Raw genomic sequence first — 14,623 nt, forward strand, 5'->3', positions numbered from 1 at the left:
ACGTCCCCTCGGCCAATTGTTTTATCTTTTCCAATTGTATGACGGTTTGTTCAATATCTTAGCCGCCATCATTTACCTTTTGGTTGGCAAGCGGAGTAGCATTCGGGAGATGTTGGCCACCATTGCGATGCAGGGTGAAAAGAAGGAGTTGAACGTCAAGCTGGAGAAGCTATTATGAGGATAATTTGGAGCTTGCTGTGGTTGATTTACGCGCATCGTTGTTGTCCGACACCAATGTGCAGAAGGGCAATGAGCTCAAAACAGCAATAACCGATGCACAGACCAAATACGTAATGGGTGAGCTTGACGAGAAAGGTTGGAATGATGCAGTTGCAAAATGGAGAAAAGATGGCGGAGACAAAATCATCGAAGAGTTTACAGCCGATTACAAAGCAAATCACGCAAAATGAGGGGAAAGCGATTATCTTGCAGCGCGCAGACCCTTGGATTTATAAGCATGTAGACGGCTGGTATTATTTCACGGCGACAGAGCCGGATTATAATTATATCGAGCTGCGCCGCTCGCAGACGATTGCGGGGCTTGCTGATGCGGAGCCGGCTGCAATTTGGCACAAGCATGAAAGCGGCGAGATGAGCGAGAAAATTTGGGCCCCGGAAATTCATTTTATCAATGGCCGTTGGTACATTTATTTTGCTTCGGGGCGGACGGATGCAGGCTTTGCCCACCGCACCTATGTGCTTGAAAATGAAAGCGCTAATCCGCTGGAGGGCGCATGGACGGAGAAGGGCAAAATCATAATGAACTGGGAGTCCTTCAATCTGGATGCTACGACGTTTGAGCATAAGGGAGAGCGCTATCTGGTTTGGGCGCAAAATGATCCAGCGATCAAAGGCAATACAAACCTGTACATCGCGGCGATGGAAAACCCTTGGACGATTCGCGGGACTCAGATTATGATCGCAACCCCTGAATACGATTGGGAAAAAATCGGCTATTTGGTTAATGAGGGGCCCGCGATCATTAAACGGGGCGGCAGCATTTTCATCAGCTATTCTGCAAGCGCTACCGATTTAAATTATTGCGTCGGTTTGCTTACGGCATCTGAGGACAGCAACCTGCTCGATGCGGCTTCGTGGACGAAATCGCCGGAGCCGGTATTTAAGACTGATGGGGAACGCGGGCAGTATGGCCCGGGGCATAACGGTTTCACGGTAGCGGAGGATGGCGAGACGGATGTATTCGTGTACCATGCCCGCACCTATAAGGAGATTGAGGGCGACCCGCTAAATGATCCGAATCGTCATACATTCGTCAAGCAGCTGCATTGGTCGAAGGATGGCAGACCTGATTTTAATATCTGGAGTAAAGGTTAAATAAAAAAAGTGGCCCACATCTCTGTGGGCCTGTCCTAGTTATATGATCAACTGTGGGGTTGATAGTTATTATTATATAAACAAAACCTTAGTCGAACCTTAAAGAACTTTGTCTAACGATTGTCTAAAACGTGAATGATTGACGTCAAATGTGACAAAAGGCGCTATAAGGTTGAAAAAAAGCTCAAATTCAGCTGAAGCTCTTGCTTTATCTGGATTTTTTTGAAATATAATACTATTATCAGTTTCACCCTTATAATGGGCTTATATTTCACCCGCGAAACGGTAGCTTTGCCGCCAGGCGTTTTTCTTAGTTTTTCGCTTTTGTCGATTAATCCCTGGGCAACTGTCACAATTCAGCATCTTTTATTGTGATTTCAATCACAATCAAAAACGTATTCCTTGTTTATACTGGTGAAGATCAAGTTTGAAGGATACTTAGACCCGTGAGGAGAGTGCGATGATGCTGAGTGAGAAAACCATTGCCACAATTAAATCTACCGTTCCTGTATTGGAAGTCCACGGCACGACAATTACGAAGCGTTTCTATGAGACGATGTTTGCGGCTCATCCGGAGCTGCTTCATATTTTCAACCATGCCAATCAAAAACAAGGCAAGCAGCAAGCGGCGCTCGCAAATGCGGTTTACGCTGCCGCTCTTCATATTGATAATTTGGCTGCTATTTTGCCAGTTGTGAAGCAAATTGCCCATAAGCATAGAAGTTTGGGGATTTTGCCAGAGCATTATCCGATCGTCGGAAAATATTTGCTTGCTGCCATCAAGGATGTGCTGGGCGATGCGGCTACTGATGATATTTTGCAGGCGTGGGCAGAAGCATATGGTCTTATTGCCGATGCGTTTATAGGTGTGGAGAAAGAGATGTATAAGCAGGCGGAGCAGCAGCATGGCGGCTGGGAAGGGTTCCGGGCTTTTGTGGTCAATAAAAAGGTTCAGGAGAGCGACAACATTACATCCTTCTACCTCGTTCCGGAGGACGGCGGTGCGATTGCAAGCTTTAAAGCTGGGCAATATGTGAGTATGAAAAGGGAACTGCCGAATGATGCTTTTACCCATATTCGCCAATATAGTTTATCGGATTCGCCAAGCAAGCCTTATTACCGCATTTCGGTCAAACGCGAGGATGGGCAGGATGACCGGCCTGCTGGCAAAGTGTCTGTGTCTCTGCATGAGCATTTGTGGGAAGGGGATATCGTTCACTTGTCCGCTCCAGCGGGAGATTTCACAATCGATTTGGAGGATACGCGTCCGGTCGTGCTTATTAGTGGCGGCGTTGGGCTGACACCGATGATGAGCATGCTGCATGCTGTAGTGGAAGCCTGTCCAGAGCGCCCCGTTACCTTTATCCATGCAACCACGAATGGAGACACGCATGCGATGAAGGAGCAGGTAACCGCGCTTGCCGGCCTTCACCCGCAGTTGTCTGTCTTCTACTGCTATACGCAGCCGACGGCGCATGACAAGGCGCTTAAAGATTACCACAAGGAAGGTCTGATCAATTTCCCATGGCTGCGTACAGTTATTCCGACGACGGATGCCAGCTTCTATTTTTGCGGACCGCAGCCGTTTATGAAAATGATCAATCGCGCTTTGCGGGTGTTTGAAGTTCAGGCTTCCGATATTCATTTTGAGTTTTTTGGCCCGGCAGAAAGCTTGAACGACGGGCAGGGAGAGCAGCAGGAAACAGCCGATACCGTTTAATTAGACGGATGCTTCTTTCAGTGCGCTCTCGGCGGCCTTTGCCCGCAGAAGACGATTGACCGTTTCGCGGCGCAGCCCGATCAGCTGACCAATTTCATCCTGCGTCAGTACATCGCAAAGGGTAGCCGGTGAAATATGCTGATCGAACCACTGCTCCAGCTTGCGGAGCTTATCAATTGGAGCGGCCTGTGTCAATTGATCGATGCGCTGCTGCATCATGCGCAGCTTGTTTTGCAGCAGCAGCGCAATATCGCGGCATTTTTCCGGCTCGCTCTCCAGCGCTTGGTACCACTCCTGCGATGGCAGCACCTCAATATCGGAGGTAACCAGCGCTACAGCTGTCCCGTGATACGCCTGCTGAGTGATGAGAGAATGATGGGGAATCGTTTCGCCAGCGGTAATAATATTCATTAGAATCGGACTGCCATCCTCATGCAGGCGAATAATTTTGAGCATGCCGCTTTTAATATGGTAGAGGGGCCCAAGTTCTCCTTGGCGGAACAGCGTTTCTCCTTTATGAAGCAGCATAAAGAGCAACTTCCTTTCCATACTGTATTTCTTATATGTAAATTATAGCGGCTTTTTATAGACGGGATCAATCAGTTCCAGGCTGATTGGTCTTTTTTTGCAATTTGGACATTCCTAAGCTATTCTTTAGTGACCTATCTCACAGTGGTTCGGCGCATTATACTGGTACATTCAAATAAACGAGAACAGCTTTTGAAAGGACGGGCTTCTAATGAACATACACAAGGAAACAAACGATAGCAAACTTCAGAGAAAAGCGGTAACGCTAGGCGACGCGCAGCAGGCTTTGCTGGAACGGGTTCTTCAATCGGGTACGGTTAAAATAGCACTGGCCGATGCAGCAGGCTATCGCTTGGCCGAGAATATTCGCGCGCGCGAAGCAATTCCGCATTTTCGCCGTTCCGGCATGGATGGTTACGCGATTCGAACGGCTGATTTGCAGCAGCTTCCTGTTATGCTGGAAGTCATAGAACAGCTGCCATGCGGCACTGTGCCGACAAAAACGGTTACATCCGGTACAGCATCGCGGATTATGACAGGCGGGATGGTGCCAGATGGTGCCGATGCCGTCATCATGCTGGAAATGACCGAGGAGGCCACAGAAGCCGGCCGGCCTTATGTCAAGCTGCGCAAAGCGGTGCCGATCGGCGCGAATATTTCGCCAATCGGCGAGGAAGCGCGCGCTCAGGAGCTGCTGCTGGAGGCGGGCGAGACGATTGGACCGGGGCAGATGGCGCTGCTGAGCGCACTTGGCTGCGCGGAGGTTCGCGTGCACCGCAAGCCGCTCGTTGCCATCGTTTCAACAGGGAGCGAACTGTTGTCCATTGATGATCCGCTGGAAGGCGCCAAAATCAGAAACAGCAACATTTATATGCTGGCGGCCCAAGTGCGCGCATGCGGCGCTGAACCGCTTTTTGTGGAGCATATTGCTGATGATTATACAAACGCTGAAAACATGCTGTACAAGCTGCTCGCAAGCGATGTGGATATGGTTATTGCAACTGGAGGCGTGTCTGTCGGAGATTATGATATTATCGCTGATTTTTTCCTGCAGTGGGAAGGGGAAACGCTGTTTAATAAAATTGCGATGCGCCCAGGCAGCCCAACGAGCGCTGGCGTATGGAATAACAAACTTTTCTTTGGATTGTCCGGCAATCCGGCAGCATGCTTTATCGGCTGTGAATTATTGGTGCGTCCCGTTTTGCTCGCGATGCAGGGGGAGCACAAGGCGGCAGATGTTCAAGCACATGATGCTTTTCTTGCAGCCGATTATAACAAGGTAAATGCTTATCCCCGTTTTGTGCGGGGCATTCGTTATTTCAACAACGGACTGGTGTACGTGAAGCAGGAGGGCATGGATATGTCGAGCGCGCTGGTTACGTTAAAGGATGCAAACTGCCTGATAGTCATTCCGCCTACGAAGACAGGCATCAAGGCGGGGACGCTTGTTACGGTCATTCCTCTTGCTGCTGCTAAGTTGTAAGGCAGGGGGAAACCTGCTATGAAAAAGCTCCCTTTCCCCCTTCCAGCGCTATCAATCGAAAGGGGAAAGGGAGGCTGTAATCGGCACAAGGCGTGGTTTGCCGAGCAGGTATACACACGGTTATTATTTTTGCAAAGTCTGCAAAGCTTCTAAGCCTACATAGCCTTTATAGCTCTAATTAACGTTTCTAACGCGCCTATCTTCTAAATCAAGAGTCTGCTGCAGAGACGGCAGCGGCTGTGCTAACGCTGTTAACAGCCTCTTCCTTCATGCGTTTGCGCGTATTCCAGTCAAAACGCCGCGCATTGCTCCAAAAATTATATTCTCCTGTATAGTAGCCCTGCTCATCTACCTCCAGCTTTTTGCGGGCAATCATTTTGACATAACCAATGACGCGGCTGAAGGTGGCGATATCGTCGCTGCCGCAAACGGGACAGGTGTGGATGTTTTTTCCGTCCTCGGCGACGATTTGCTGGCTGCAAGCGAGACAGCTAGTCAGAGTCGGAGTAAGCGTAATATATTGAATAGGCTTCTCAAAAATTTTCCTTAAATAATCGGCCAGCCTCTCCGGAGCCAGCTTCGTTTCAAGGAAATGGTGCAAAATGCTGCCGGAGGTCGCATAAGCCTGGAATTCGGCGCTGTTCTCCACCTGGCGCAGAAAGTCATCCTCGCTGAACGGCAGCATGCAGCCTGAGGTCAAATAAACGTTTTCCCCAGTGCCCTGTACAAAAATAGTGCGGTCATGGTTTTTCGCCCATTTGACATCATGGCGGGCCAGCTTGATGGCAGCATTTTCACCCGGTGCATATTCGATGCCGCAGGCGACCTGATCGCGGACGATAAAAGTATTGATCGTTTCTGTCATAAACTGCATAATCCGGTGGGCGAGCTGCTTGCCTGCCTCATTGTTCATCCCGCCCTCATAGCCGATATTGATTAGCCCCTCATGCATCCCGGTAACGGCGAACACATTGAAATAATTGGACAAGTCACGGTTTAAAGCGAAAAAGGTCGGATACAGCTCTTTGTTTTGCTCAATCCACTGCCGCTTGGCCATATGGCCTTCCTGCATAATGTTCAGCAGCTCGCCCATTTTCGCAAGCAGCGTATCTTCATGTCCGCCGTATTCCATCAGGACGCGGTTCATGTTTAGATTAAGAACTTGTACGGCACCGGTAGAGCCAGTGGAGCTGCCAAAAATCCCGCTTCCGAGACGTGACAATACCGTTAAATCAATTTGCAGTCGGCAGCATAGGCTGCGGCTGACCTCTGGATCACGCGGCTTAATATAAGGGTTCAGACGGCGATAATGCTCGCTTTCGAACGGCTTGCTGCGGAAGTTTTCGAAATAAACGCCGCCCCATTGGTACATGCCGTCCAGCAGCTCCAGAAACAACGGGTTGCTGTAGTCAAAATGATCGTCAATCGGCACTGTCAAGAGCGGAAAGGTAAACGGGATGCCATTGCCTGTACCCTGCTTCATCACCGCAATCACCGCCTCATTAATCCGGTCAAAGTAGGCGGATGGAATTTCCTTGTAGCGCATGTCCAGCGGCGAGCCGCCAATGACTACAAAATCATCCTTGATTTCATCAGAAGGCTTGCCAAATTCCAGCGTTATATTGGTGAAGGCAGATTGCGAGCCGCCGCGCAGCGGCATGTTCATTTCCCAGATCAAGCTTTGGAACAGCTGCTGAAGCTCCTCTGCCTTAAAGATGTGCCCCTTGACCGTCTCCTCATAATAGAGATAGGAGGCAGACACTGTCGTCATCTGCGAGAGCATGACGGCGCCGGACACCTGCTGCGACATCAGGACGACGAGATTGCTGAAATGACGCAGCAGCGTTTCCAGCTTTTTCGTCGGGTGCGAGGACATCATATTTTTTGCCAGTGTAGGGATGCCGCTTGTTGCAATATCTTTGCAGCCTACACTTAGGCAATAAGGGCTAAGCTGCTTGTCGTGAATGTACACAACTCCGTCCCAATATAGCTCGGTAAGAGCAGGCGGCAAAATATGCTTCAGCAAGTACTCCTCCTCGGCAAAATTGTTCAGATTATGGCGCAGCAGCGGCAGCGAGTAGACGAAGTTGCTGTTCTCTCTTTTCAAATAGTCGGCTTGCTTCGTTTCGGACCCGGAAGTAAACGTGCGGATAATATCGGTAGATTGGCTAAACATCATCGGCCTCCGTTCTATTTTTGCGGTGGATGGTAGGGATTCAGGGAATAAGGTACAATACTGTCATACTTGTCTTTCAAATGCTCAACATAGGAGGCAATCTGGACGAAAAACTCCTCGCTCAGCAGCGGGTAACGAACGGTCCTTACTTGGCTCAGCCTGCTGTTGTGGCGAATGACGAGATCGACGGAGTCGAGGATGTCCTGACAGAAGCGGACGGAAGGCTGGGCGCCGATAATCGCCTCGAACACCTCGGCATCCTCCGCAGGGTCCAACAGGTGAAAGGGCAGCTTCATATCGATATGAACGCCGTCGATCAGCGCCAGTTCCAGCAGACGCTTCAGTTTGCCTGGGAACGTGCCATTAGTCATAATAATGATTTTCCCTCTGAAAATAAGGCGTACACGCCGCAGGAAGCTTTCCAGCTCCGCCGCGCTGCCGATTAAAAATTCGCCCCCGCTGAACAGCACGGCGTCGAACAGCCCGTCGCTGCCGCTCAGCCGATCAAGCGTCTCCTCTGCGGTTAATAACAAGTGCGGAATCGGCTTCTGCGCGATTAATTCCGCATCATTATGGCAGCCGTAGCAGCGCATATTACAGCCGTTCCAGGCGTGGATCAGCAGGGAGAGATGCCCGGGCAAATCTGTAAAGGTACGGATGAACCGGGGGTAGAAGGTCAGCATCATATTCTCCTTCCCACTGGAATAACTACATTTAGTTTCAGGAGTTAATAGTAATACAACATATGGTAGTCGTGAAGTGATAGGGATCACAGCAGCGTGAGAAAAAGAAGGAGAGGGACCATTGCCAACTTCCATTATTCAAATTGTCGGCTTTAAAAATACCGGGAAAACGACGCTGACCGCAGCGCTGGTCAAGCGGCTTGCCGAAGCCGGCTGCCGCGTCGGCACGGTTAAGCATGACGGACATGATTTTGACATTGATCATCCGGGTACCGATACATGGCAGCATCGCGAGGCGGGTGCGCATAAAATCGCCATCACCTCGCCGCATCGCACGGCAATTATGGAGCAAAGGCCAACGCCGCTGAAGGAGCTGCTTCAGCAGTTCCGTGAAATGGACTGGGTCATTGTCGAAGGCTTTAAACAAGAGCGCTATCCAAAAATTGTCTTGATCCGCAAGGAGGAGGATGAGGCGCTCTTTAAGCAATTAGAGCAGGTCGTTGCGGTTGCATCATGGTATCCGGTGAGTTTCGATGGGCTTCCGGTATTCTCTGTGGAGGACAGCGCGGGTATGGCAGCTTGGATACGGGAGGAACGCGGCAAGGGAGCATTCGTGCTGGAGGAACCGACGTAAGCGTATAAGCGGGGAAAGGTAAATTAAAGCAAATGCCCGCTAGAGTTCGTATCGCTCCGTGAGACGCTCGTGGTGCTACGAACAATGGACAACAGCACGAATAGGCAAGCCGCGATGAGAGTCATCAGCAGCTTGCCTATTTATTTAAATATAAGAAAGTATAAGTTTTTGCCATACTGTGCTTCTATTTCTCGGACTGAAACGCGCGGCGCCGCCAGAGGACGGCGACAGCCGTTTACGCTTGAAATATAAGCATTTATAAGTATCACCCTTATAATGGGCTTATATTTCATCGCGAAACGGTAGCTTTGCCGCCAAAGGACGGCGACAGCCGTTTACGCTTGCGCCTAGCAATAGCCTAAAAATTCCTTCGCCTCTTCTGACATCATGGCAGGCTGCCATGCAGGCTCCCAGACGACATTAACGTCGACGGAGGTGAAGCCCAGCTCCCCCAGCAGCACATGCCGGACGCCGCCAGCGATCATATCATGCATTGGGCAGCCTGGCGTTGTCAGCGTCATTTCCACTGTAATATGCTCATCTTTCCAATTCAGGTCGTATACGAGGCCAAGATCGACAATATTAACGCCCAGCTCGGGATCATGCACCTTGCGCAGCAATTCCCATATTTGCTCCTTCGTACGTTCTTCCATTCTGCTCCTCTCCTCTCCAAAGTGCCGTTCATTACCGTGTAAAAACCAAGGCGATTAATGAAATGTAACCGAGTGAAAATAAAGAAAAGCCAAGCCCGCCTACAAGCGCTAGAAACGGCAGGCCAAGCAGCAGCCCCGCAAACAGCAGCAGCAGGGAAAAAGCGATGCCGGTAAGCCCAAGATTGACGCCGTTATCACCCAGCAAAGCAGCCATGGTAGGTATGCCTGTTTTGCCGACCTGCGGGCCGTATTTTTGCGTCCACCATAGAAAGGGGACGATTTTGGACAAGTAGCATAAAATCATAAAAGCGACCCAGCCGCCTAAATAAATCCAGCCCGCAGCTGTTGCCAGCGCAGCAGACTCGAACGCCTGTGGATAAAACGCCGTATAGATGAGCGCACCGATGGCAAACAGAGCGATAGCGCGGCAGCTGTTCACCGACCATACGATGCCTGCACCCGGATGGCGCTTGTGCCTATGCTTGCGAATTTGCGCAAGGTGAACATTGTATGCAAGCAGCGCAAGCACGAGAAAGAGCAGCGCAGTCCATTTTGCCCAGAAGCCCCAGCCAAACAGGAAGGAGGCAGCACCCATCAGCACGCCAGCATTCCATAAGCCGAGCGTGACATAGGACAGGCGGGCGGGAAAGCTGTGCGCCAAATAAAACATCGGCAGCATTTTATAGCTGAAGCCGGTAATGAGCAGCCCGAACCAGCCTAAGGTGCCGAGCCAAATATGGGCGCCGAACAAACGTTCATGCAGTCCGCTCCAGGCGTTTAGGGCGAAGTTCAGTCCCATGCCCATGCCGGACAGCCCCGTCAGCGTCAAATACAAAACGGCGCAAGCAGTGCTGAGCGTAATGGCATTCCACTGTGCGGCGCGCCATAGGGTATAGGTGACATTAAAGGCGAACAGCAGCAGACCGATTAGAGCGAGTACCGCAAAGCCGGCAATCCAGGCAACCTCGCCTTTAATGAACCCGTAAAGCAGTCCGCATACCCCGGCGGTGAAGCAGCCGTAATGGACGTAAGCGAGCCGTTCGCTATAAATTTTTGATTGTAAAATAACATGAATGAGCTGATACACGGCGCCCATGGCAATCATCGTTGCCCAGCCAAGGATGATGAGATGGATGTTGAACCATCCTGTGGGCCCGCGAACAGGATCTAGGGTCCAGTCGGCAAGCGACAGCAGGGAGGTGAGGTGGAACAAGGTGAACCCGGCGATGCCTGTTGCGATAAAGAGAAAAGGGAGACGCAACATAAGCTGAGGCCTCCTAGCTTTTTTGAATGAAAACTTGTGCAGAGCCATCTTCCTGCTCTTCAATTGTAAAGGCATATCCAAGCGAGTTTAGTTCCTCAATGAGGAAGACGGGAACTCTATCATTATGAATGATGACTTCATCGCAGGTGCCCAGCTTCTCCAGCGCATTCAAGGTGCGAATCATCGGCTGAGGCGGCTCCAGTCCGCGGTTGTCCAGCCGAATGATTTTTTTGCCGGAATGCTCTGAAGAAGCTGGGGAAGCTGGGGAGGCTGCCGCTTCTGTATCTGCTGCCTCTTCCCGTACAGCCTCCTCCATCGCCGCATCGGGCTCTGCGTCCCATGCCTGCAGGAAGCTTTTATTTTTCTTGTTGACGAAAGTGACGCTCCAGTGCTCAGGGCCTACCTGCTGAACTTTATTAGCGTAGCCTTTTACCTTCATCAAACCAAGCAGCGGGGTAGGCTTGAAGGTAGCATGGAGCACGAGCACATCATGAGTTTCCAGCTCCTTCACCTGATCCATAATAAGCTGGAAGGGCTCCAGCTTTTGGCGTAAATAAGGCCTAACATCAAGCTCCACAATTCGGGTTTGCTTAGCTAGCATGGCTGCTCTCCTCCTCCAGTCGTTAAAGGTAAAGCCTCGCTTCCTCGTAAAGTCCTGTCATACCTCCATACAAAGCATAGAAAAAGGAATCCGGCGCATCGAGTGAAAAGGAAGTGTACTGCTTGGGATCCGTATCCAGCATCCGCTCGAAAAGCGCGGCGCTGTCGTAAGCATAGAAGCAAAAATACGTATAGTTGAACTGCGGCATTTTTTCCACCATGGTGACGATGTCAAACGCATATTCCGTAATATGGGTCTGGGCATCGCGGATCATGGTCAGCGCATCCTCCAGCTGGACCGCAATTTTAATCGTTTTTTCATTGACGATAGTCACTTCGGCCATGTGCTTGCCTCCTTATCGAAGCTATTCTACGAAGCTTTTGCTGTTACAGCGCAAGCTTCCCGATTTTGACGCGAAATAGTTCAGGACCCTGCTCGATATATTCCCAATCAAACTGGTTCTTGTACATCGATTCGAATTGGAAGCGGAGCGGCACGGGATCATGATCGTTAATGAGCAGCATCGCTTCGGAAGGCTTTAGCTCCTGAAACGTTTGAAAAATAACTTTGTGCTTTAATTGCGGCGGATATTCCGTAGCGTTGACAGTTGCAGTGAAAGCTTGCATAAAACATTCCTCCTCGAAAAGATTGGTTTTGGCTATGTCTAAAGCATAATCGAAAGCGGGAGGCGGCTTTGTGACGAGCATCACATTGTGTGAAGCAGGGGCGTTTTTTTGTGAAAAAGTGCGTGAAGGGCGGAGATGCTGCAGGTGATGGCTGTCACAGCCATCCTGCCTGGTTTGCTGTAGACTCGCCTTATACAAATAAAAAAGGCCGCGCTAATTGCACGCGGCCAAGCCGGAGGGGAATATGGATTCTCAAATGGAGCATCAAATCAAGCAGCAGGTGGACATTCGGGTGCTGCCAATGGGCAGCGATCTAGTCTTTCTCATCACCGGGGGAGCCGCCCATATCGGAGCGTCAGCTACCGCATATTGGACAGCATGGGGCGCTCATTTAGCTGCACCCAAATGCGAAACGATTACACTGCCAGGGCATCGGGAAGGAGAGCTGGCAGCGGAACTGGCGATGCTGGCGGCAAGCACTCTCGGCGTAACCGCTACAGTGGTCGTGGGCATTCATCTGGAGCAGCCGACTCGCAGCGAGATTACGAATATCGTCAATCGAACGAGAGAGGGCATGAAGCAGAAAATTGCGCTTCTGCGCTATTGCTTCATCGCTGGCTCATGCGTATCCTTGCCATCTTTTGTTACGCGTAAAATCGCGGTAGCTCCCTTAGCGGCATCATTAAACTGATGAGTCACAATCGGATAGTCGCCTTCCTCAGTTACAGTCACCTCGACAACAGCACCACCGCTTGCCGGAAGCAAATAGGTTTGCAGGCCGTACAGCACATTTCGCGGATTGCCGTCGATATAAACCCGGTCCAGCAGGGTGCCTACAATATGAAACGAGCTGACCTCGTTGGGACCGGCGTTATTGACATAAAACCGCACCTTATCTCCGACTTTGGCAAGGAAAGGCTGCTCTTTAAGTCCAAAGTCATTGCCATTAAATACGACATAGGTGGGCTCATCATTTAAAAAGGCTTGATAGTCATGCTCCTTATACCACTCGCTTTGCACAATCGTATATTCCCGGTCAATGTCTGCATCGCTGGGATAACCATCCGCAGGCGCCACAATAATCATGCCGTACATGCCGTTGGCGATATGGGCGAGCGCTGGGCTTGTCTCGCAATGATACATAAACACGCCTGGCGACTCCGCTTTATAACTGAAATGGCCCGCTTCATTCGGCATCACATCGATGAATTTTTTGCTTGGCGCAGCATGAACGGCGTGAAAATCCATCGAATGGGGCACATTCGGGTCCATATTTTTTAGCGTAAAATCAATCGTGTCACCTTCGTTCACGCGCAGCACCGGGCCGGGTACCGTCCCATTGAACGTCCATGCATTGTAATAGACGCCTTTGGAAATTTCCACGTCGGTTACCTGAGCGGTCATTTCAATCGTCACTGTGCTTCCCTTCCGGTGAATACTCGGTGCTATAGGTGGTTGATTCAACGTTTCCGCCGCTTCCGCGATTGCCGCCGCATCATTTTCCTCCGCAGGGATGTACGCGCAGAAAACAGCGATTGCTCCCAGAATTGCGATCACAATAATCATATGCCTCACATTCAGCATGGTCATCCTTCCTTTCAATCCAGTAGATGCCTAAAGTGCTCCGGTATACCTCAACAATAAAGCAAGGTGCCGCGTGCGAATGTGACGGGACGCACAGTTGTGCTCCAGAATGTTTTCTAAAATAAGGACAGTTTCTAATTTGCTAAGGAAAGGAGGGAGAAGCATGAGCACGAAATTAACCAAGCAGGAGCGCGATTATAAGGTTAATCCATTTATCGTCATTTGGGAGGTGACCCGCGCCTGTGCGCTCAAATGCCTGCATTGCCGAGCGGAGGCGCAGTACAAGGCAGATCCCCGTCAGCTAACACTTGCTGAAGGCAAGCGGCTGATTGATGAGATCGCGGCGATGGAACGGCCGTTATTTGTTTTTACAGGCGGTGATCCGCTAATGCGGCAGGACTTGTTCGAGCTTGCGAAGTATGCGTCCGAGGAGCAGGGACTGCCGGTTTCGATGACACCTAGCGCTACGCCTAAGGTTACGTATGAGGCGATTTGCAAGGCGAAGGAGGCGGGATTGTCGCGCTGGGCGTTCAGTCTGGATGGCTCGACAGCGGAGATTCATGATCATTTTCGCGGAACGAGGGGCTCATTTGACCAGACGATGAAAGGAATCGCGTATTTGCAGGAGCAGCAAATTCCACTGCAGGTGAACACGACCGTGTCGCGCTACAATGTTGGTGATTTGCCTGCAATCGCCGAGAAGGTGAAGGAAATGGGCGCCGTCCTGTGGAGCGTGTTTTTTCTCGTACCGACGGGACGCGGAATGGAGGCAGACATGATTTCGCCGGAGCAGCATGAGGCTGTGATGATGTGGCTGTGCCAGACTCAGCGAATGATGCCTTACGGGGTGAAAGCGACGGAGGCACCGCATTATCGCAGAGTTTTTTTGCAACAGCAAAAGCAGCAAAAACAGGACCAGCTGGAACAGCGAAAGCACGCCGGTGAGGAAGTGGAGGAACATGACACAAGCGCAAGCGGTAGTCGAAGCGGAAGCGCAGGTGCGGGCGGGGGCATGGGCAAACATGCCGACATGCTGGGACGTGCTCCCAAAGGCGTTAATGATGGGGACGGCTTTGTTTTTATTAGCCATACGGGGGATGTTTATCCGAGCGGTTTTCTGCCAATCGTATGCGGCAACGTACGCGAGCGGCCGCTCGCGGAAATTTACCGGCATTCGCCCATTATGAAGCATCTGAGGGATAAATCGCTTTTAAAGGGTAAATGTGGAATCTGCCCCTTCAAGCAAATATGCGGCGGCTCAAGGGCGAGGGCCTATGCCCTCACCGGCGATTATTTGGAGAGTGATCCTTATTGTGCTTATATACCGAGTTAAAAT

16 protein-coding genes are annotated in these 14,623 nt (G+C 50.8%); 7 read left to right on the top strand and 9 right to left on the bottom strand.

Features of this window, described 5'->3' with window-relative positions:
* Nucleotides 1-185 precede the first annotated feature (185 nt).
* The 3 genes from AC6B99_RS26220 to hmpA all read left to right on the top strand — a co-directional run bounded on the left by AC6B99_RS26220 (nucleotide 186) and on the right by hmpA (nucleotide 3,055).
* Nucleotides 186-410, top strand: coding sequence for a hypothetical protein (locus tag AC6B99_RS26220; RefSeq protein WP_496664583.1), 225 nt, complete (start codon nucleotides 186-188; stop codon nucleotides 408-410).
* Nucleotides 349-1,335, top strand: coding sequence for a glycoside hydrolase family 43 protein (locus tag AC6B99_RS26225; RefSeq protein WP_496664584.1), 987 nt, complete (start codon nucleotides 349-351; stop codon nucleotides 1,333-1,335). The genes AC6B99_RS26220 and AC6B99_RS26225 overlap by 62 nt, the downstream gene beginning before the upstream one ends.
* Nucleotides 1,336-1,798: 463 nt before the next feature.
* Nucleotides 1,799-3,055, top strand: a complete 1,257-nt coding sequence (gene hmpA, locus AC6B99_RS26230) for an NO-inducible flavohemoprotein (RefSeq protein WP_496664624.1) — start codon at nucleotides 1,799-1,801, stop codon at nucleotides 3,053-3,055.
* On the opposite strand, the gene AC6B99_RS26235 is transcribed toward hmpA, so the two are convergent.
* Nucleotides 3,056-3,583 carry a Crp/Fnr family transcriptional regulator gene (locus AC6B99_RS26235; protein WP_496664585.1) on the bottom strand — a complete coding sequence of 176 codons (528 nt, stop codon included), beginning with the start codon at nucleotides 3,581-3,583 and terminating at the stop codon, nucleotides 3,056-3,058. It abuts the gene before it with no gap.
* A gap of 211 nt (nucleotides 3,584-3,794) precedes the next feature.
* Here AC6B99_RS26235 and AC6B99_RS26240 point away from each other — a divergent pair, with 211 nt between their 5' ends.
* A complete protein-coding gene (locus AC6B99_RS26240; RefSeq protein ID WP_496664586.1) occupies nucleotides 3,795-5,066 on the top strand; it encodes a molybdopterin molybdotransferase MoeA in 1,272 nt (423 codons plus the stop codon).
* A gap of 208 nt (nucleotides 5,067-5,274) precedes the next feature.
* On the opposite strand, the gene nrdD is transcribed toward AC6B99_RS26240, so the two are convergent.
* Both nrdD and AC6B99_RS26250 read right to left on the bottom strand, forming a co-directional pair.
* Nucleotides 5,275-7,245: an anaerobic ribonucleoside-triphosphate reductase gene (gene nrdD, locus AC6B99_RS26245; RefSeq protein ID WP_496664587.1), complete on the bottom strand. Its 1,971-nt coding sequence runs from the start codon at nucleotides 7,243-7,245 to the stop codon at nucleotides 5,275-5,277.
* Between the two features lie 11 nt (nucleotides 7,246-7,256).
* Nucleotides 7,257-7,928: a radical SAM protein gene (locus AC6B99_RS26250; protein WP_235533006.1), complete on the bottom strand. Its 672-nt coding sequence runs from the start codon at nucleotides 7,926-7,928 to the stop codon at nucleotides 7,257-7,259.
* Between the two features lie 118 nt (nucleotides 7,929-8,046).
* Here AC6B99_RS26250 and mobB point away from each other — a divergent pair, with 118 nt between their 5' ends.
* Nucleotides 8,047-8,559, top strand: a complete 513-nt coding sequence (mobB, locus tag AC6B99_RS26255) for a molybdopterin-guanine dinucleotide biosynthesis protein B (RefSeq protein WP_496664588.1) — start codon at nucleotides 8,047-8,049, stop codon at nucleotides 8,557-8,559.
* A 347-nt stretch (nucleotides 8,560-8,906) separates the two neighbouring features.
* Here the strand turns inward: mobB and AC6B99_RS26260 are convergent, their stop codons facing one another.
* From AC6B99_RS26260 to AC6B99_RS26280, 5 genes are read right to left on the bottom strand one after another with little or no spacing between them, the layout of a single operon-like run.
* Nucleotides 8,907-9,212, bottom strand: coding sequence for an iron-sulfur cluster assembly protein (locus AC6B99_RS26260; protein ID WP_494864448.1), 306 nt, complete (start codon nucleotides 9,210-9,212; stop codon nucleotides 8,907-8,909).
* A 31-nt stretch (nucleotides 9,213-9,243) separates the two neighbouring features.
* Complete coding sequence (locus tag AC6B99_RS26265; protein WP_056028543.1) at nucleotides 9,244-10,476, bottom strand: hypothetical protein; 1,233 nt, start codon at nucleotides 10,474-10,476, stop codon at nucleotides 9,244-9,246.
* A gap of 13 nt (nucleotides 10,477-10,489) precedes the next feature.
* A complete protein-coding gene (locus AC6B99_RS26270; RefSeq protein ID WP_496664589.1) occupies nucleotides 10,490-11,077 on the bottom strand; it encodes a DUF2249 domain-containing protein in 588 nt (195 codons plus the stop codon).
* 22 nt (nucleotides 11,078-11,099) lie between these two features.
* Nucleotides 11,100-11,420, bottom strand: coding sequence for a hypothetical protein (locus AC6B99_RS26275; RefSeq protein ID WP_046233434.1), 321 nt, complete (start codon nucleotides 11,418-11,420; stop codon nucleotides 11,100-11,102).
* A gap of 43 nt (nucleotides 11,421-11,463) precedes the next feature.
* Nucleotides 11,464-11,703 carry a DUF2249 domain-containing protein gene (locus AC6B99_RS26280; protein WP_056028537.1) on the bottom strand — a complete coding sequence of 80 codons (240 nt, stop codon included), beginning with the start codon at nucleotides 11,701-11,703 and terminating at the stop codon, nucleotides 11,464-11,466.
* A gap of 244 nt (nucleotides 11,704-11,947) precedes the next feature.
* Between AC6B99_RS26280 and lpdD the strand changes: the two genes are divergently transcribed.
* Nucleotides 11,948-12,394, top strand: coding sequence for a prenylated flavin chaperone LpdD (lpdD, locus tag AC6B99_RS26285; protein WP_496664590.1), 447 nt, complete (start codon nucleotides 11,948-11,950; stop codon nucleotides 12,392-12,394).
* Here lpdD and AC6B99_RS26290 read toward each other — a convergent pair.
* Nucleotides 12,304-13,269, bottom strand: coding sequence for a multicopper oxidase domain-containing protein (locus tag AC6B99_RS26290; protein WP_496664625.1), 966 nt, complete (start codon nucleotides 13,267-13,269; stop codon nucleotides 12,304-12,306). The two genes, lpdD and AC6B99_RS26290, sit on opposite strands and share 91 nt — an antisense overlap.
* A gap of 181 nt (nucleotides 13,270-13,450) precedes the next feature.
* On the opposite strand from AC6B99_RS26290, the gene AC6B99_RS26295 reads away from it, so the two are divergent.
* Complete coding sequence (locus tag AC6B99_RS26295) at nucleotides 13,451-14,620, top strand: TIGR04053 family radical SAM/SPASM domain-containing protein (protein ID WP_496664591.1); 1,170 nt, start codon at nucleotides 13,451-13,453, stop codon at nucleotides 14,618-14,620.
* The last annotated feature ends 3 nt before the right edge of the window (nucleotides 14,621-14,623 follow it).

This window comes from Paenibacillus liaoningensis (genome assembly GCF_059609455.1).

Bases quoted from the DNA above. Each gene is read 5' to 3' on its own strand.
- AC6B99_RS26225 (WP_496664584.1), top strand. From the start codon at position 349: ATGGCGGAGACAAAATCATCGAAGAGTTTACAGCCGATTACAAAGCAA.
- AC6B99_RS26270 (WP_496664589.1), bottom strand. From the start codon at position 11,077: ATGCTAGCTAAGCAAACCCGAATTGTGGAGCTTGATGTTAGGCCTTAT.
- AC6B99_RS26275 (WP_046233434.1), bottom strand. From the start codon at position 11,420: ATGGCCGAAGTGACTATCGTCAATGAAAAAACGATTAAAATTGCGGTC.
- AC6B99_RS26295 (WP_496664591.1), top strand. From the start codon at position 13,451: ATGAGCACGAAATTAACCAAGCAGGAGCGCGATTATAAGGTTAATCCA.
- AC6B99_RS26280 (WP_056028537.1), bottom strand. From the start codon at position 11,703: ATGCAAGCTTTCACTGCAACTGTCAACGCTACGGAATATCCGCCGCAA.
- AC6B99_RS26265 (WP_056028543.1), bottom strand. From the start codon at position 10,476: ATGTTGCGTCTCCCTTTTCTCTTTATCGCAACAGGCATCGCCGGGTTC.
- AC6B99_RS26290 (WP_496664625.1), bottom strand. From the start codon at position 13,269: ATGATTATTGTGATCGCAATTCTGGGAGCAATCGCTGTTTTCTGCGCG.
- AC6B99_RS26250 (WP_235533006.1), bottom strand. From the start codon at position 7,928: ATGATGCTGACCTTCTACCCCCGGTTCATCCGTACCTTTACAGATTTG.
- AC6B99_RS26235 (WP_496664585.1), bottom strand. From the start codon at position 3,583: ATGCTGCTTCATAAAGGAGAAACGCTGTTCCGCCAAGGAGAACTTGGG.
- AC6B99_RS26240 (WP_496664586.1), top strand. From the start codon at position 3,795: ATGAACATACACAAGGAAACAAACGATAGCAAACTTCAGAGAAAAGCG.
- hmpA (WP_496664624.1), top strand. From the start codon at position 1,799: ATGCTGAGTGAGAAAACCATTGCCACAATTAAATCTACCGTTCCTGTA.
- lpdD (WP_496664590.1), top strand. From the start codon at position 11,948: ATGGATTCTCAAATGGAGCATCAAATCAAGCAGCAGGTGGACATTCGG.
- AC6B99_RS26260 (WP_494864448.1), bottom strand. From the start codon at position 9,212: ATGGAAGAACGTACGAAGGAGCAAATATGGGAATTGCTGCGCAAGGTG.
- nrdD (WP_496664587.1), bottom strand. From the start codon at position 7,245: ATGATGTTTAGCCAATCTACCGATATTATCCGCACGTTTACTTCCGGG.